Annotated in this window: 18 protein-coding genes; 5 read left to right on the top strand and 13 right to left on the bottom strand. The window is 71.4% G+C overall.

Annotated elements, in window-relative coordinates:
- Positions 1–291 precede the first annotated feature (291 nt).
- The 3 genes from ETD96_RS26845 to ctaC are packed head-to-tail and all read right to left on the bottom strand — an operon-like array spanning position 292 to position 3,146.
- Positions 292–702 carry a cytochrome c oxidase subunit 4 gene (locus tag ETD96_RS26845; RefSeq protein WP_138639267.1) on the bottom strand — a complete coding sequence of 137 codons (411 nt, stop codon included), beginning with the start codon at positions 700–702 and terminating at the stop codon, positions 292–294.
- A 3-nt stretch (positions 703–705) separates the two neighbouring features.
- Positions 706–2,373, bottom strand: a complete 1,668-nt coding sequence (gene ctaD, locus ETD96_RS26840; RefSeq protein ID WP_138639266.1) for an aa3-type cytochrome oxidase subunit I — start codon at positions 2,371–2,373, stop codon at positions 706–708.
- A complete protein-coding gene (ctaC, locus tag ETD96_RS26835) occupies positions 2,370–3,146 on the bottom strand; it encodes an aa3-type cytochrome oxidase subunit II (RefSeq protein ID WP_138639265.1) in 777 nt (258 codons plus the stop codon). The genes ctaD and ctaC overlap by 4 nt, the downstream gene beginning before the upstream one ends.
- Positions 3,147–3,308: 162 nt before the next feature.
- Here ctaC and ETD96_RS26830 point away from each other — a divergent pair, with 162 nt between their 5' ends.
- Positions 3,309–4,478, top strand: a complete 1,170-nt coding sequence (locus ETD96_RS26830) for a cysteine desulfurase family protein (RefSeq protein WP_138639264.1) — start codon at positions 3,309–3,311, stop codon at positions 4,476–4,478.
- Positions 4,479–4,587: 109 nt separating this feature from the next.
- On the top strand, positions 4,588–4,899 hold the full coding sequence (locus ETD96_RS47680) for a sulfurtransferase TusA family protein (protein ID WP_138639263.1): 312 nt from the start codon (positions 4,588–4,590) through the stop codon (positions 4,897–4,899).
- A 70-nt stretch (positions 4,900–4,969) separates the two neighbouring features.
- Here the strand turns inward: ETD96_RS47680 and ETD96_RS26820 are convergent, their stop codons facing one another.
- On the bottom strand, positions 4,970–5,956 hold the full coding sequence (locus ETD96_RS26820) for a carbohydrate kinase family protein (protein WP_138639269.1): 987 nt from the start codon (positions 5,954–5,956) through the stop codon (positions 4,970–4,972).
- A gap of 245 nt (positions 5,957–6,201) precedes the next feature.
- Positions 6,202–6,564: a HesB/IscA family protein gene (locus tag ETD96_RS26815; protein ID WP_089324013.1), complete on the bottom strand. Its 363-nt coding sequence runs from the start codon at positions 6,562–6,564 to the stop codon at positions 6,202–6,204.
- A 235-nt stretch (positions 6,565–6,799) separates the two neighbouring features.
- Between ETD96_RS26815 and nadA the strand changes: the two genes are divergently transcribed.
- Complete coding sequence (gene nadA / locus ETD96_RS26810; protein ID WP_138639262.1) at positions 6,800–7,954, top strand: quinolinate synthase NadA; 1,155 nt, start codon at positions 6,800–6,802, stop codon at positions 7,952–7,954.
- A gap of 27 nt (positions 7,955–7,981) precedes the next feature.
- On the opposite strand, the gene pspAB (ETD96_RS26805) is transcribed toward nadA, so the two are convergent.
- The 6 genes from pspAB (ETD96_RS26805) to ETD96_RS26780 form a co-directional block, all read right to left on the bottom strand.
- On the bottom strand, positions 7,982–8,605 hold the full coding sequence (gene pspAB / locus ETD96_RS26805) for a PspA-associated protein PspAB (RefSeq protein WP_240808250.1): 624 nt from the start codon (positions 8,603–8,605) through the stop codon (positions 7,982–7,984).
- The gene (locus tag ETD96_RS26800; protein ID WP_138639261.1) at positions 8,602–9,519 is read right to left on the bottom strand and encodes a M48 family metalloprotease; all 918 of its coding nucleotides are present in this window, start codon (positions 9,517–9,519) and stop codon (positions 8,602–8,604) included. The genes pspAB (ETD96_RS26805) and ETD96_RS26800 overlap by 4 nt, the downstream gene beginning before the upstream one ends.
- A 68-nt stretch (positions 9,520–9,587) precedes the next feature.
- Entirely contained in the window at positions 9,588–10,157 is a 570-nt protein-coding gene (gene pspAB / locus ETD96_RS26795; protein WP_138639260.1) for a PspA-associated protein PspAB, read from the bottom strand.
- Between the two features lie 4 nt (positions 10,158–10,161).
- Positions 10,162–11,079 (bottom strand): zinc metalloprotease HtpX, encoded by a 918-nt coding sequence (gene htpX / locus ETD96_RS26790; RefSeq protein ID WP_138639259.1) that lies wholly within the window; start codon positions 11,077–11,079, stop codon positions 10,162–10,164.
- Between the two features lie 155 nt (positions 11,080–11,234).
- Positions 11,235–11,513 (bottom strand): PspA-associated protein PspAA, encoded by a 279-nt coding sequence (gene pspAA, locus ETD96_RS26785; protein WP_138639258.1) that lies wholly within the window; start codon positions 11,511–11,513, stop codon positions 11,235–11,237.
- Positions 11,510–12,319 carry a PspA/IM30 family protein gene (locus tag ETD96_RS26780; protein ID WP_138639257.1) on the bottom strand — a complete coding sequence of 270 codons (810 nt, stop codon included), beginning with the start codon at positions 12,317–12,319 and terminating at the stop codon, positions 11,510–11,512. The genes pspAA and ETD96_RS26780 overlap by 4 nt, the downstream gene beginning before the upstream one ends.
- A gap of 132 nt (positions 12,320–12,451) precedes the next feature.
- Here ETD96_RS26780 and ETD96_RS26775 point away from each other — a divergent pair, with 132 nt between their 5' ends.
- Together ETD96_RS26775 and ETD96_RS26770 are read left to right on the top strand one after the other, a co-directional pair.
- Positions 12,452–13,027, top strand: coding sequence for a DUF3043 domain-containing protein (locus ETD96_RS26775; RefSeq protein ID WP_138639256.1), 576 nt, complete (start codon positions 12,452–12,454; stop codon positions 13,025–13,027).
- Between the two features lie 79 nt (positions 13,028–13,106).
- Positions 13,107–14,108 (top strand): aldo/keto reductase family protein, encoded by a 1,002-nt coding sequence (locus tag ETD96_RS26770; RefSeq protein ID WP_138639255.1) that lies wholly within the window; start codon positions 13,107–13,109, stop codon positions 14,106–14,108.
- A 71-nt stretch (positions 14,109–14,179) separates the two neighbouring features.
- Here ETD96_RS26770 and ETD96_RS26765 read toward each other — a convergent pair whose 3' ends face one another.
- A complete protein-coding gene (locus ETD96_RS26765; protein ID WP_089324003.1) occupies positions 14,180–14,377 on the bottom strand; it encodes a hypothetical protein in 198 nt (65 codons plus the stop codon).
- Positions 14,378–14,414: 37 nt separating this feature from the next.
- A partial coding sequence (locus ETD96_RS26760) for a DsbA family protein (RefSeq protein ID WP_205719473.1) occupies positions 14,415–15,000 on the bottom strand: 586 nt, incomplete at its 5' end.

Raw genomic sequence — 15,000 nt, 5'->3', positions numbered from 1 at the left:
GCCGGTGACCGACCGCCTCATCCGGGCGACCACGGCGCTGGCGGTGGTGACGGTCGCCGCTGTCGCCGCGCTCATCTCCTACGCGCACATGCTCGACCTGGTCCGCTCCTATGGTCGCACACCAACTCGGCCTCACCGGCCTCGGTCAGCTGATATGGCCGACTTCGATTCACACTCCTGGGCGATCGGTCCGCCTTGCCCAGCCCGGTGGCTGGAACGGCGCCCAGTATGTGAAAGGGCCGGTACCCGCTAAAAAGCGGACACCGGCCCCCGATGGGAGTCTTTTACCGACTAGTGGGCGAAATGACCCCGATAGTACTCGAACACCAGACCGATGGTCGTGAGGATCGCGCTGGCCACGCCGAGGATCACCAGCCACCAGCCGAACACGATGCCGAGCGCCACCGCGGTGGCCGACAGCGCCACCCACAGCGGCCACCAGCTGTGCGGGCTGAAGAAGCCCAGCTCACCGGCCGCGTCCGCGATCTCGCCCTGCGGGTCGTCCTCGAACAGCGGGCCCGCGTTCGCCCGCTCCAGGCGGCGGATCGTGAAGTGGACGTAGAACCCGATCAGCCCGGCGAGGCCGACCGCGAGGCCGAGCGCCGTCGTGCCCGTCCAGTCCTTGGACCAGAGCCAGTACACGACGTCGGTCGCGAGGAAGAAGACCGCGCAGCCGTAGAACATGAACGCCTGGACGCGCATCCGCTACTCCCCCTTCGCCCCGGCGAGCTCGCCCTTGGCACCCACGTGCGGGTGGTGCAGGTCGAACGCCGGCCGCTCGGAACGGATCTTCGGAATCGAGTTGAAGTTGTGCCGCGGCGGCGGGCAGGACGTCGCCCACTCCAGCGAGTTGGAGTAGCCCCACGGGTCGTCGACCTCGACCTTCTTGCCCTTCTTCCACGTGATGTAGACGTTGTAGAAGAACGGCAGCATCGAGGCGCCGAGGATGAACGAGAAGATCGTCGAGATCTCGTTCAGCCCGTGGAACTCGGCGGCGTAGTCGGCGTACCGGCGGGGCATGCCCGCCGCGCCCAGCCAGTGCTGCACGAGGAACGTGCCGTGGAAGCCGATGAACAGCAGCCAGAAGTGCACGTGGCCGAGCCTGTCGTTGAGCATCTTGCCGGTCCACTTCGGCCACCAGAAGTAGAAGCCCGCGAACATCGCGAACACCACGGTGCCGAAGACGACGTAGTGGAAGTGCGCCACCACGAAGTAGGAGTCCGACAGCTGGAAGTCCATCGGCGGGGAGGCCAGGATGACGCCGGTGAGACCGCCGAACAGGAACGTCACCAGGAAGCCCAGCGACCACAGCATCGGCGATTCGAACGTCAGTTGTCCTCGCCAGATGGTTCCCACCCAGTTGAAGAACTTCACCCCCGTGGGCACGGCGATGAGGAACGACATGAAGGAGAAGAACGGCAGCAGGACCTGGCCGGTCACGAACATGTGGTGCGCCCACACCGTGATGGAGAGGCCGGTGATGCTGATGGTCGCGAAGACCAGGCCGATGTAGCCGAAGACCGGCTTGCGGCTGAACACCGGGAGGATCTCCGTCACGATGCCGAAGAAGGGCAAGGCGATGATGTAGACCTCCGGATGCCCGAAGAACCAGAACAGGTGCTGCCACAGCAGCGCGCCGCCGTGCGAGGCGTCGAAGATGTGCGCGCCGAGCTTGCGGTCGGCCTCCAGGGCCAGCAGCGCCGCGGCCAGCGGCGGGAAGGCCAGCAGCACCAGGATGGAGGTCAGCAGGACGTTCCAGGTGAAGATCGGCATCCGGAACATCGTCATGCCCGGCGCGCGCATGCACAGGATCGTGGTGATGAAGTTGACCGCGCCCATGATGGTGCCGAAGCCGGACATCGCCAGGCCCATCACCCACATGTCGCCGCCGATGCCCGGCGAGCGGACCGCGTCCGACAGCGGGGCGTAGGCGAACCATCCGAAGCTGGCCGCGCCGCCCGGGGTCAGGAAGCCCGCGATGACGATCAGGCTGCCGAACAGGAACAGCCAGTACGCCAGCATGTTCAGCCGCGGGAACGCCACGTCGGGGGCGCCGATCTGCAGCGGCATGATCACGTTGGTGAAGCCCGCGAACAGCGGCGTCGCGAACATCAGAAGCATGATCGTGCCGTGCATGGTGAACAGCTGGTTGTACTGCTCGTTGCTGACGACCTGCAGCCCCGGCTCGTACAGCTCGGCGCGGATGAGCAGCGCGAGCACACCGCCGAACAGGAACATGAAGAACGAGGTGATCAGGTAGAGGTAGCCGATCACCTTGTGGTCGGTGGACGACATCCAGGAGGCGATGAGCCGCCCCTTGCTCGTCCGCGGCGCGGCGATCGGCGCGCTCGGGGCGTGACTCGTCGCGGTCACTTCCCACCTCCCGCGGCCAGTGCTTGCTTCGAATCTGCGATGAACTTGTCGTACTGCTCCGGCGTCACGACGCGCAGCTGGAACAGCATCTTGCTGTGGTCCACGCCGCAGAGTTCGGCGCAGCGGCCCTCATAGGTGCCGAGCTTGTTCGCCGTGAACTCGAACTCGTTGACGTACCCCGGCATGACGTCCTTCTTGTAGATCAGCGCGGGGACCCAGAACGAGTGGATGACGTCGTTGGAGTGCAGCTTCACCCGGACCGTCTTGCCGGCGGGGATCGTCATGACCGGCTTGCCCGGAGCGGGCCCGTTGGGGGCCACCGGCACGCCGGTGACGGTGGCGACGGTCTTGCCGTTCTCCTTGTAGTCGAACTGCCAGCTCCACTGGTACGCCGTCACGTCGACGACCACCGCGGGATTGTCGGTGGTCTTCTCGACGAAGTTCTCGTCGCGTGCGGTGAAGTAGAACAGGACCGCGATGATGACGAACGGGACCGCCGTATAGAGGATCTCGATCGGCATGTTGTAGCGGACCTGCGGCGGCAGGTCGTCGGAGCGCTTGCGGTGGAAGAGCACCGCCCAGATGATCAGGCCCCAGACGACGCCCCCGACCGCGAACGCCGCGATCCAGGAGCCCTGCCACAGGTGCAGCATGCGCTCGCCTTGAACGCTGATCGGCTCGGGCAGGCCCAGCCGGGAACCACTGCAGCCGGTGGCGGCGAGCGCCAGCAGCCCTAGCGCACCGGCGCTTTTCAATGCGCGGCGACTGCGCACAGGCGTACGCCGCTCCCTAGAGCGGGTCGGACTCACGGAATGCCTTCCCCACGGATGAAGCCCGGTCGGCCGGGCGGTGAGATCACTGTTTACACGTGTGGTGGACACCCTAGCGCGAGGGTCGGCGGAACCCCCGATCGGGTGCCCGGTTAGTGTTTGAGCGTGGCCGATACGAGCACGGCGGGCGCTCCGTCCGGGGTCGCCTACTTCGACGCCGCGTCCACCGAGGCGCCGCACCCGGCCGCCCGGGCCGCGCTGCTGGAGGCGCTGGACGCGGGCTGGGCCGACCCCGCGCGGCTGTACGGGCCGGCGCGCGCCACCCGGCTGCTGCTCGACCGCGCCCGCGCGCGTGTCGCGGACGTGCTCGGCGCGCGCCCGGACGAGGTGTCGTTCACGTCCTCGGGCACCCAGGCGGTGCACCTGGCGGTCCTCGGGGGGCTCCAGGCGCGCCGGCGGGTCGGGCGCCACCTCGTGGTGAGCGCCGTCGAGCACTCCAGCGTGCTGCACGCCGCCGAGGCGCACGAGCGCGGCGGCGGCGAGGTGACCGTCGTCGGCGTCGACCGCGCCGGGCGGGTCGACCCGGCCGAGTTCGCCGCGGCGCTGCGGCCCGACACAGCGCTCGCGTGCCTGCAGTCGGCCAACCACGAGGTCGGCACCGTGCAGCCGGTGGCCGAGGCGGCGCAGGCGTGCCGCGCCGCCCGGGTCCCGCTGTTCGTGGACGCCGCGCAGTCCCTCGGCCGGGCGGACGTCCCGGCCGGCTGGTCGTTCCTCGCGGGCAGCGCGCACAAGTGGGGCGGTCCCGCGGGCGTCGGCGTGCTCGCCGTCCGCAAGGGCACCCGGTGGCGCTCCCCGCTGCCGGACGACGAGCGCGAGGGCCGCCGCGTCCCCGGGTTCGAGAACGTTCCCGCCATCGCGGCGGCGGCGGCCGCGCTGGAGGCGTACCGTGCGGACATGGCGGCGGACGCGCCGCGCGTCTCGGCGCTGGTGGACCGCATCCGCGCGGAGGTGGCGCGGAGCGTCCCCGACGTGGAGGTGGTCGGCGACCCGGTCCGGCGGCTGCCGCACCTGGTGACGTTCTCGTGCCTGTACGTCGAGGGCGAGGCGCTGCTGACCGAACTGGACCGGCTGGGTTTCGCGGTTTCCTCCGGGAGCTCGTGCACGGCGGATACGCTGCGTCCCAGTCATGTGCTGGAGGCGATGGGGGTGCTCACCCATGGGAACGTCCGGGTATCGCTGCCGCGCGGCGTCGCCGCGGCGGACGTCGACCGCTTCCTCGGCGTGCTGCCCGCCGCCGTCGCCCGGCTCCGCGAGACGCTGAGGGCCGCGACATGACGAGCCGCGAGATGACGAGCCGCGAGATGACGAGCCGCGAGATGACGAGCCGCGACGGGACGGGCCGCCGTACGGTCGGCACCTTCGAGACGGGGAGGCGGTCGCGCCCATGAGGTTCCGAGGACGCGGCAGGAACGGGACGCCGCCGGCGGACGCCGCACCGGCGCCCGAGCCGGCCCCCGCCGGCCCGCCGCCCGTGCTCGTCATCGACGCGCTCGGCCGCAAGTGCCCCATCCCGATCATCATGCTCGCCGAGCGGATCCGCGAGGTCCCGGTCGGGCAGGTCGTGGCCGTCCTCGCCGACGACGCCGCCGCCCGCACCGACGTCCCCGCCTGGTGCCGGATGAAGTCGCAGGACTTCGTCCGCGAGGAGACCCTCCAGCAGGGCGGCTGGGGCTTCCACATCCGCCGCACGTACTGACGCGCCCGCCGCACCCACTTGCGCGCCGGAGGGCCGCGCCGGGCGGCGCGGCCCTCCGGTATGCGGTGCGCTACGGGTTCGGGCAGGTGATGTGGGCCGCGACGTCGGCGGCGGCTTCGGCGCCGTAGGCGGCGCTGAAGCGGTCGAGGAACGCCTGCGTGGCGAGGGCGTACTCCTGCGGGCCGGCGGCCTCCAGGGCGTGCGCGGCGATGGCGCAGCCGACCTGCGCGGCGCGCTCCAGCGGCAGGTTCCAGGCCGTCGCCGACAGGAAGCCGGCGCGGAACGCGTCGCCCACCCCGGTCGGGTCGGCGACCTTCTCGACCGGGACGCAGGGGACGTGCACGCCCTCCTCGCCCTCCCGGTCGATGACGACGCCCTTGGCGCCGAGGGTGGTGATGCGGACGCCGACGCGGGACAGGATCTCCGCGCCGCTCCAGCCGGTCTTCTCCTCGGCGAGCGCCTTCTCGTACTCGTTGCTGAACAGGTAGGCGGCGCCGTCGATGAGGCGGCGCACCTCGGGGCCGTCCATGCGGGCGAGCTGCTGGGACGGGTCGGCCGCGAACGGGATGCCGCGGGTGCGGCACTCGTCGGTGTGCCGGACCATCGCGTCCGGGTCGTTCGGGCTGATGACGACGAGGTCGAGCCCGCCGACGCGGTCGGCGACCGGCTTCAGCTCGATGGAGCGGGCCTCGCTCATCGCGCCCGCGTAGAACGTGGCGATCTGGTTCTGGTCCTGGTCGGTGGTGCACAGGAACCGGGCGGTGTGGTGGACGTCCGAGACGTGCACGGACGCGGTGTCCACGGCGTGGCGCTCCAGCCAGGACCGGTAGTCGGCGAAGTCGTCGCCGACGGAACCGACGAGGATCGACTCCTTGCCGAGGCTGCCCATCCCGAAGCAGATGTTGGCGGCGATGCCGCCCCGGCGGATCTCCAGCTCGTCCACCAGGAAGGACAGCGACACCCGGTCCAGCTGGTCGGGCAGGAGCTGGTCGGTGAACCTGCCTGGGAAGGTCATCAGATGGTCGGTCGCAATGGAGCCAGTCACGGCGATGCGCACGGCGTCGCTCTCCTCGTCGTGGTCGTCCGGCTGATTCACCGGCTGTTTCGAACCCCGAAAGACTACTTCCCCATCGCACCACAGATCGTCGCCGTGCCCCAGCGGGCGGCGCGAAAACGCCCGCCGCCGGGCATGCGGAGGGGCGGCCCGGGCCGGGGCCCGGACCGCCCCTCCGGGACGTTCCACTCGGACGCGACCGCTCGGGTCGCGCCCGCTCGGCGCGGCGCCGCGGCCGCGCCGGCTCCTCAGTTGAAGGAGTCGCCGCAGGCGCAGGAGCCCGACGCGTTCGGGTTGTCGATCGTGAAGCCCTGCTTCTCGATCGAGTCGACGAAGTCGATGGTGGCGCCGGTGAGGTAGGGGGCGCTCATCCGGTCGACGCGCACGTTGAGGCCGCCGAAGTCCTGCACCAGGTCCCCGTCCATCTCCCGCTCGTCGAAGAAGAGCTGGTAGATCAGGCCGGAGCAGCCGCCCGGCTGCACGGCGACACGCAGCGCAAGGTCGTCGCGGCCCTCCTGCTCGAGCAGGCCCTTGGCCTTCTCGGCGGCGGCGTCGGTCAGGACGACGCCCTGCTGCGTGGTCTCCTGCGTGGTCTCGCCTGAAACCGTCATGTGTTCAGCTCCCGGGTCTCACTGCGCCGCGGGTGCGGCGGGCTGTCGCTTGTCCGAGGACGTGATGCGCCTCTTCCCGTAGGACAACGTACCTCGGTACAGGGCCATTCCGCTTATCGGCCGGGTTTAACTCCCCGCCGTGGTGCGTTCTACGTCACACCGCCGCCGGGCCCGGGATGTGCCATCATTAGTCGTCAAAGCGACGATAAGTCCCGTCGCCGAAGGGAGACTCCCGATGACCACCCCGGTACGCGACCTTCCGCTGCTCCTGCTCGGCACCGGCGCCGACCCCGCCAGCGAACGCGGCGTGGACTGCCCCGGCGAGCTGCCGCCGGCGTCCGACCCCGCGCTGGTCGAGCGCGCCCGCGCCGCCAAGGCGTCCCTCGGCGACCGGGTGTTCGTCCTCGGCCACCACTACCAGCGGGACGAGGTCATCCAGTTCGCCGACGTCACCGGCGACTCCTTCAAGCTGGCGCAGCAGGCGGCGGCCCGTCCCGAGGCGCCCTACGTCGTGTTCTGCGGCGTGCACTTCATGGCGGAGTCGGCCGACATCCTGACCGCCGCCCACCAGCGGGTGATCCTCCCCGACCTCGGCGCCGGCTGCTCCATGGCCGACATGGCGACCTTCGACCAGGTCGAGGACTGCTGGGACGTCCTCGAGGACGCCGGCGTCGCCGACGACGTCGTCCCCGTCACGTACATGAACTCCTCCGCCGACATCAAGGCGTTCGTCGGGCGGCACGGCGGCGTGGTCTGCACCTCGTCCAACGCCAAGCGCGCCCTGGACTGGGCCTACGGCAAGGGCAAGAAGGTCCTGTTCCTGCCCGACCAGCACCTCGGCCGCAACACCGCCGTCCTGGAGATGGGCTTCTCGCTGGACGACTGCGTCGTCTACAGCCCGCACCGGCGCGAGGGCGGGCTCACCCACCAGGAGCTGCGCGACGCCAAGATGATCCTCTGGCGCGGCCACTGCTCGGTGCACGGCCGGTTCACCAGGGAGTCGGTGGACGAGGTCAGGGAGCGCGTCCCCGGGGTGAACGTCCTCGTGCACCCCGAGTGCCGCCACGAGGTCGTCACGGCCGCCGACCAGATCGGCTCCACCGAGTACATCATCCGGACGATCGAGGCCGCCGAGCCCGGCTCGTCCTGGGCGATCGGCACCGAGCTGAACCTCGTCCGGCGGCTCGCGAACGCCCACCCGGACAAGAACGTCATGTTCCTCGACAAGACGGTCTGCTACTGCTCGACGATGAACCGCATCGACCTCCCGCACCTGGTGCTGTCGCTGGAGTCGCTGGCGGCGGGCGACGTCCAGAACGTCATCGAGGTGGACGCGGAGACCGCGCACTACGCGCGCGCCGCCCTCGACCAGATGCTCGCCCTGCCCTAGCCGAGCCCGCGGGGCGCGCCCGGCCGGTCACAGGCCGGGGGCGTCCCATACCGGGAACCACCGGGCCCTGTCCGGCTCGATCGGCAGGGTCCCGGTGAGCGCGTCCCTGGCGCGGGTCTCGACGAGGTTGTTGCGGCCGCGGGAGGCGGCGTCGGCGATGCCGTCCGGGCCGTCCGGCGGGCGCGGCGCGAACGGGTAGAACGCGTCCCGCACCGGCGCGTGGACCAGGAAGAGCCGCTGGCGTTCCGCGCCCCTGCGGAATCCCGCGACCGAGCAGAGCAGGTAGCGCCCGTATCCGGCGTCCGCGAGCGTCGACTCGATGAGGTGCAGGTCGGCGACCAGGGCCTCGAAGTCGTCCGGCGGGCGCGTGACCTGGATCCATCCCCAGCCGTGCGGATCGGCGCTGACGCCCGTCCGCCGGGCCGCGTCCCCCGACAGCAGCCGTTCGACCTCGCGCTGCGCGCGCCCGAACGCGCCGAACGGCCCGCCCTCCACGAGGCGGTGGCAGACGCCGCCCTCCCCGGTCGGGACGAAGCCGGTCGCCGCCTCCAGCACCGGCGCGGCGGCCGGGAGGCCGAACAGCCGGCCGGCGCCGGACGCGGGCGCGGGCGCGGGCCTGCCGAGGAGCCCGTCCAGGAGGCCCACGCTCATCCCCCGCTCGCGAGCCGCCAGGAGAGGCCGGTCAGCCGCTCCTTGCGCCGCGCCGTCGGCGGGTGGGTGGCCAGCAGCCCGGACACGCCGCCGCCGCGCGCCGCGACCACGCAGCGCGCCGCGGCCGGGCGCAGCGCCCGCAGGTCGTCGCGGGACGCGTCGCGCAGCTCATCGGTGATCTTGTCGAGCGCGGTCGCGAGGTCGGCGGGCCGCCCGGTCAGCAGCGCCCCGGTGGCGTCGGCGCACAGCTCGCGCTGCCGCGCCAGCGCGAGCAGCACCAGCGTGCCCGCCGCGTACAGCACCGCGGCCGCCGCGGCGAGCGGCAGCAGGACGACCCCGGCGGGCAGCGCGGCGACGCGTCCCGCGGCGCTCCTGCCGCGGCCGGTCAGCAGGCCCGCCCACCAGTCGAGGAAGAGCCCGGCGACCAGGCTCGGGAACGAGGCGACCGCCGCGACGAGCACGTCCCGGTTCGCGACGTGCGCGGTCTCGTGCGCGAGGACGGCGGCGAGCTCGGCGGGGTCGAGCCGGGCGCGCAGCCCCTCGGTGACGCACACGACCGCCGAGCCGGGGCCCGAGCCCGCGGCGAAGGCGTTGGGCGCGGCCACGGCGGAGACGGCGAGGCGCGGCCTCGGCAGCCCGGACGACATGCACAGCCGGTCCAGGACCGCGTGCAGCTCCGGCTCCTCGGCGGCGGTCACCTGGCGGGCGTCCATCGCGCGCAGGACCAGCCCGTCCGCCGCCCGCGCCGAGCAGACCGCGACGGCCGCGGCGGCGGCCACCGCGGCCGCGCCCCAGACCGGTCCGGCGAGGAACGCGGGCAGCGCGGCGGCCGCGTAGACGAGCGCGACGAGGCCCATCGTGGCGAGCATCCGCCACGTCAGGCTCGGCTCGTCCGCGTCGCGGGAGGGCGTCATGGCCTGACAGTAGACCGGCGCGGGAGAGGATTCAGCGTCGTGCGACGCAGAAGCGGGTGACGGGACGGCTACAGGCCGGGGGCGCCCCAGACGGGGAACCAGCGGCCGAGGTCCTCCTCGAAGGGGAGGTCGGCGCCGATCGCGCCGCGCACCTGGAGTTCGAGCGCGTTGTCGCGCTTGTCCCCGGGCAGCGGCGCGAACGGGTAGAAGGTGCCGCGCTTGTAGAGGTAGACGAGGGCGAGCCGCTGCCCCTCCGGGCCGCGGAAGCCCGCGAGCGAGCACAGCAGGTGCGGGCCGAACCCGCCGGACTCCAGCGTGGAGTTCACCGCGTGCAGGTCGGTGACGAGGTCGGGCAGCTCCTCGGGGGCGTGCGTGTCGAGCAGCCAGGTGTACCCGTAGGCGTCGTTGCTGATCTCCACCTTGGGGCCCTGGTCGGCGTCGAGCAGCTCCTGGACGTCGGCCTGCAGCCGCGCGAACGCGCCGCCCTCGGCCGCGCGAAAGCACACCGAGCCGCGGCCCGTCGGGCGGAAGCCCGTCGCCGCCTCCAGCGTGATCGCGGCCGACGACAGCCCGAAGATCTGGTCGAGGTCGGGCTTGGCCGGCTTGGAGCGGCCGAGGAGGGTGTCCAGGAAACCCACGGGATCAGACTCCCCTGCTGAGCTGGGCGGAGATCTTCGAGAGCTGGGCGAGCCGCTTGTCCAGCGGCGGGTGGGTGGAGAACAGCGTCGCGACGCTGGCGCCGCGGCCGAACGCCGGGGTGAAGAAGAACGCGTTGAACGCCTGCGCGGACCGCAGGTCGTTGGTCGGGATCCGGGCGATCTCGCCGCTGACCTTCGTCAGCGCGCTGGCGAGCGCGGAGGGGCGGCCGGTCAGCAGCGCGGCGGCGCGGTCGGCGGACAGTTCGCGGTACCGCGACAGGGCGCGGGTGAGCAGGAAGCTGACCGCGTAGGCGAGCGCGCTGGCCGCGACGACGGCGAGCAGGATCAGCCCGGTGTTCTGGTCGTTGCTGCGGCGCGAGAAGCCGCCCCACAGGCCCCACTGCAGGCCGAAGCGCGTGATCAGGCCGGCGCAGATGCCGAGGAACGAGGCGATCGTCATGACCGCGACGTCGCGGTGGGCGACGTGCGCCATCTCGTGCGCGAGCACGCCCTCCAGCTCGACGGGTTCGAGCCGGCGCAGCAGGCCGGTGGTGACGCAGACGACCGCCTTCTTCTGGTTGCGGCCGGTGGCGAACGCGTTCGGCACGTCGGTGTCGGAGATCGCGACCTTCGGCTTCGGAGCGTCCGACATCGCGCAGATCCGGTCGATGACGCCGTGCAGTTCCGGCGCCTCCTCCGGCGAGACGACGCGGCCGTGCATGGCGAACAGCGTCATCCGGTCGGAGAAGAAGTACTGGGCGAACAGGAACGCCACCGCGACGCCGAGGGCGACGAACGCCCACTGCGGCACGAAGACGAAGAAAGCCCCCACGAAGACGACGTAGACCAGCCCCAGCAGGAACATCGTCATGAGCATCCGCGATGTCAGCCCCCGGTCGGAGGCGTAGCGCGTCCTGGCCATGCGGCCACCCCCAAGTCTTGCTCTATTCATTTGTACCAACGCACGAGACCCGGGTTTTGTGCCTGTGCGTCCAGAACGGCTGTCCGGACCGGCCGGCACACCCGGGGCCCCGCGGCGTCGTGTCACGGGACGTCCCCTTCCCCCGGTGCGCGGGGTCAGTCCGGGATGAGCCCCTCGTCCCCGAGCATGGAGCGCACCTCGTCGATGTGCGCGTCGGCCGGCGGCAGGATCAGCTCCGACGGCTCCAGGCTGTCGGCCGGCAGCGGCCTGCCCACCTTGCGGACGTTCTCCAGCAGGGCGTGCAGGGCGGCGCGGAACGCCGTCTCGTCGCCCGACTCGATCGCCGACTCCAGCTCGGAGTCGAGGGCGTTGAGCGAGGACAGGTCCTCGTCGGCCACGTCCAGCTGGCCCTCGCCCATGAGGCGGACGATCACTGGGCACCCCCGGGGTTGTTCGGCCACGGGGCCTGCTGGGGGGTGTCCTGCTGCTGCTGTTGCGGCTGCGCGTTCGGGCTGCCCTGGTTCAGCTGCTTGGGCGCGGGGGCCTGGCCCAGCTCGGCCTTGAGCTGCTCCAGCTCCAGGTCGACGCCGGGGCCGGAGCCCATCCGGTCGAGCTCGGCCTGGATGTCGTCCTTCGGACCGGAGAAGTCCTCCAGGGCGCCGGAGGCCAGCAGCTCGTCGATCGCGCCGGCGCGCGCCTTCATCGTGTCGGTCTTCTCCTCGGCGCGCTGGATCGCCAGGCCGACGTCGCCCATCTCCTCGGAGATGCCGGAGAACGCCTCGTTGATCTTCGTCTGCGCCTCGGCGGCGGTGTAGGTCGCCTTGATCGTCTCCTTGCGGGTGCGGAAGGAGTCGACCTTGGCCTGCAGCCGCTGGGAGGCGAGCGTGAGCTTCTCCTCCTCGCCCTGGAGCTGCTGGTACTGGCCGCGCAGGTCGTTCAGCTGGCTCTCCAGCCCGGCCCGGCGGGTCAGCGCCTCGCGGGCGAGGTCCTCGCGGCCCACCTGCAGCGCCTTCTTGCCCTGGTCGGTCAGCTTGCTCTGCTGCTGCTCGAGCTGGTTGATCTGCAGTTCGAGACGCTTGCGCGAGGTGGCGACGTCGGCGACCCCGCGACGAACCTTCTGCAGCATCTCCAGCTGACGCTGGTAGGAGTAATCGAGGGTCTCCCGAGGATCTTCCATGCGGTCCAGGGCTTTGTTCGCCTTGGACTTGAAGATCATCGACATTCGCTTCATCACGCTCATCGCGCGGCGCCGGTCCCTTCGTGCTGTCGCCTCAGTCGTGAACTGGGCTCATTGACCACTGCTGGGGTTCTTATCACCCTACGCGTTAACGCGCGAGGCAGCCACGATGTTCGCAGCCGGTAGTCTGATCCCGTGTTCAAGCGTCGTACCCCGGAGCCCCCGGCGAATCCTCCTCAGGTAGTAAAGCCGGGAGGCAAGGGCCGTCCCACCCCGAAGCGGAAGGACGCCGAAAAGCGCCGCCGCCAGCCGATCACCGCACCGGCCTCCGGTAAGGAGGCCTACAAGCGGCGCCGCGCGCAGCTGGCGGAGGAGCGCGCCAAGGCGCGCCAGGGCATGGCCCAAGGCGACGAGAAGCACCTGCTCAAGCGGGACAAGGGCCCCGTGCGGCGGATGGCCCGCGACTACGTCGACTCCCGCCGCACCGTCGGCTCGTACCTCATGTACGCCATGTTCGCGATGGTGCTGCTGAGCATGCTGCCGATCCCGGCCGCCCGGCTGCTGGTGCTGTTCGCGCCGCCGCTGCTGCTGATCGTCGTGTTCGGCGAGGGCTTCTGGCTGAGCCGCGGCATCAAGCGGCTGGCCGCCGAGCGCTTCCCGGAGGAGGACGCCAAGGGCGTCGGGCTGTACGCCGCCATGCGCGCCATGCAGATCCGCCGGCTGCGCGTCCCGAACCCGCAGGTGCGGATCGGCGAGAAGGAGAAGGTCTGACCGGACGCGGGCCGGGCGCCGCCCGGCCCCCCGTCCGCGGCCTGGGAACGGCGATCATCTCCGGGCTAGGGTCGGAGACATGGAGTTCCGAAACCTGGGCCGGAGCGGTCTGAAGATCAGCGAGATCGCGTACGGCAACTGGCTCACCCACGGCTCCCAGGTCGAGGAGGACGCGGCGCACGCGTGCGTGCGGACCGCCCTCGACGAGGGGATCACCACCTTCGACACCGCCGACGTCTACGCCGGAACGCGCGCCGAGGAGGTCCTCGGCCGCGCGCTCAAGGGGCGGCGCCGCGAAGGGCTGGAGATCTTCACCAAGGTCTACTGGCCCACCGGGCCCGGCGTGAACGACCGGGGCCTGTCCCGCAAGCACATCTTCGAGTCGATCCACGGCTCCCTGCGCCGCCTCGGCACCGACTACGTGGACCTCTACCAGGCCCACCGGTTCGACTACGAGACGCCGCTGGAGGAGACCCTGCGCGCGTTCGACGACCTCGTCCGGCAGGGCAAGGTGCTTTACGTCGGCGTGTCGGAGTGGCGGGCCGAGGAGATCGAGCGCGCCCTCAAGATCGCCGACGAGATGGGCTTCGACCGGATCGTCTCCAGCCAGCCCCAGTACTCGATGCTGTGGCGGGTCATCGAGGAGGAGGTCGTCCCGCTGTGCGAGCGCGAGGGGGTCGGCCAGATCGTCTGGTCGCCGATCGCGCAGGGCGTGCTGACCGGCAAGTACAAGCCGGGCCAGCCGCTGCCCGAGGGGTCGCGCGCCACCGACGACAAGGGCGGCGCGGACATGATCAAGCGCTATCTGAACGACGACCTGCTGACCCGCGTCCAGGAGCTGCGGCCCATCGCGGACGAGCTCGGGCTGTCGATGGCGCAGCTGGCGATCGCCTGGACGCTGCAGAACCCGAACGTGTCGGCGGCGATCGTCGGCGCGTCGCGTCCCGAGCAGGTCACCGACAACGTGAAGGCCGCCGGGGTGAAGCTGGACGCCGACGTGCTGAAGCGGATCGACGACGTGCTCGGCGAGGTCGTCATCCGCGACCCCGCCAAGACCGCCAGCCCGCCCAAGCGCCCCTGACCCGGGCCCGCGGCCCGGCGCCGGGCCGGCGCCGACCGGGGGCCGCGGAGCCGGCGGCTCCGCGGCCCGCGTCACTCCGGGTCCAGCAGGCTCATCTCGTAGACGAGCGTCTCGCCGTCCAGCAGGACGACCTTGTCGACCTCGTCGGCGCGCAGGCCGCGCCAGTTCTCCCCCAGCCAGCTCTCCGCGTCCGCCTGGGTGGAGAAGGTCTCCTCCGACATGCCGAGCGCGCTCCCGTCGCCCCGCTCCAAACGCCAGCTCCACGCCATCGCGTCGACCTCCCTCGTCGCGGGTGAGACTAGCCGGTCACGAGGCGGCTTCGATGGCGCGGCGCAGCGCTTCGGGCGTCTCGGTGTCGGACGAGCCGAGCGTGCGCCCGTCGATCCGCACGCTGGGAGTCCCCCGGACGCCGGACGATATGTAGCCCCGGCTGACCTTCCGCACGCTTTCGGCGTGGCGCTGGCTCGTCACGCACGAGGAGAAGTCGCCGTCGCCTTTCGGGATCCAAGCCCCGTAGAGGAGCAGCTCCTCCATCCGGTACCCCTCCGTGCCGAGGTTCGGCGGCTGGTGGGCGTACAGGGCGTCCTGGTACTTGAGCCAGTCCGCGCCGTCGCGCACGCAGCGCAGCGCGGCGGCCGCCCGGAGGGCGTTGCCGAACGCCGGCTGGTTGCCCTCGCCGAAGATGACCATCGGGCGGAACACGATCTTGGCCTGCCCCGCGACCGCGAGCCGCTTGAGCATGGGATCGTGCTTGCGGTCGAAGTTGCCGCAGTGCGGGCAGGCGAAGTCCTCGTAGATGTCGACGACCGGCGCGGTGACGCCCGGCCGGGCCATGACCAGGCTGCCGTCGGGCATCGGGGTCGCCTCCGCCCCGCCGGCGATCTTCCCGACC

The sequence above is a fragment of the Actinomadura geliboluensis genome (assembly GCF_005889745.1).
Taxonomy (GTDB): Bacteria; Actinomycetota; Actinomycetes; order Streptosporangiales; family Streptosporangiaceae; genus Spirillospora; species Spirillospora geliboluensis.
The sequence above is the reverse complement of the archived record's forward strand: the minus strand, read 5'-3'. Positions and strand labels throughout refer to the sequence as shown.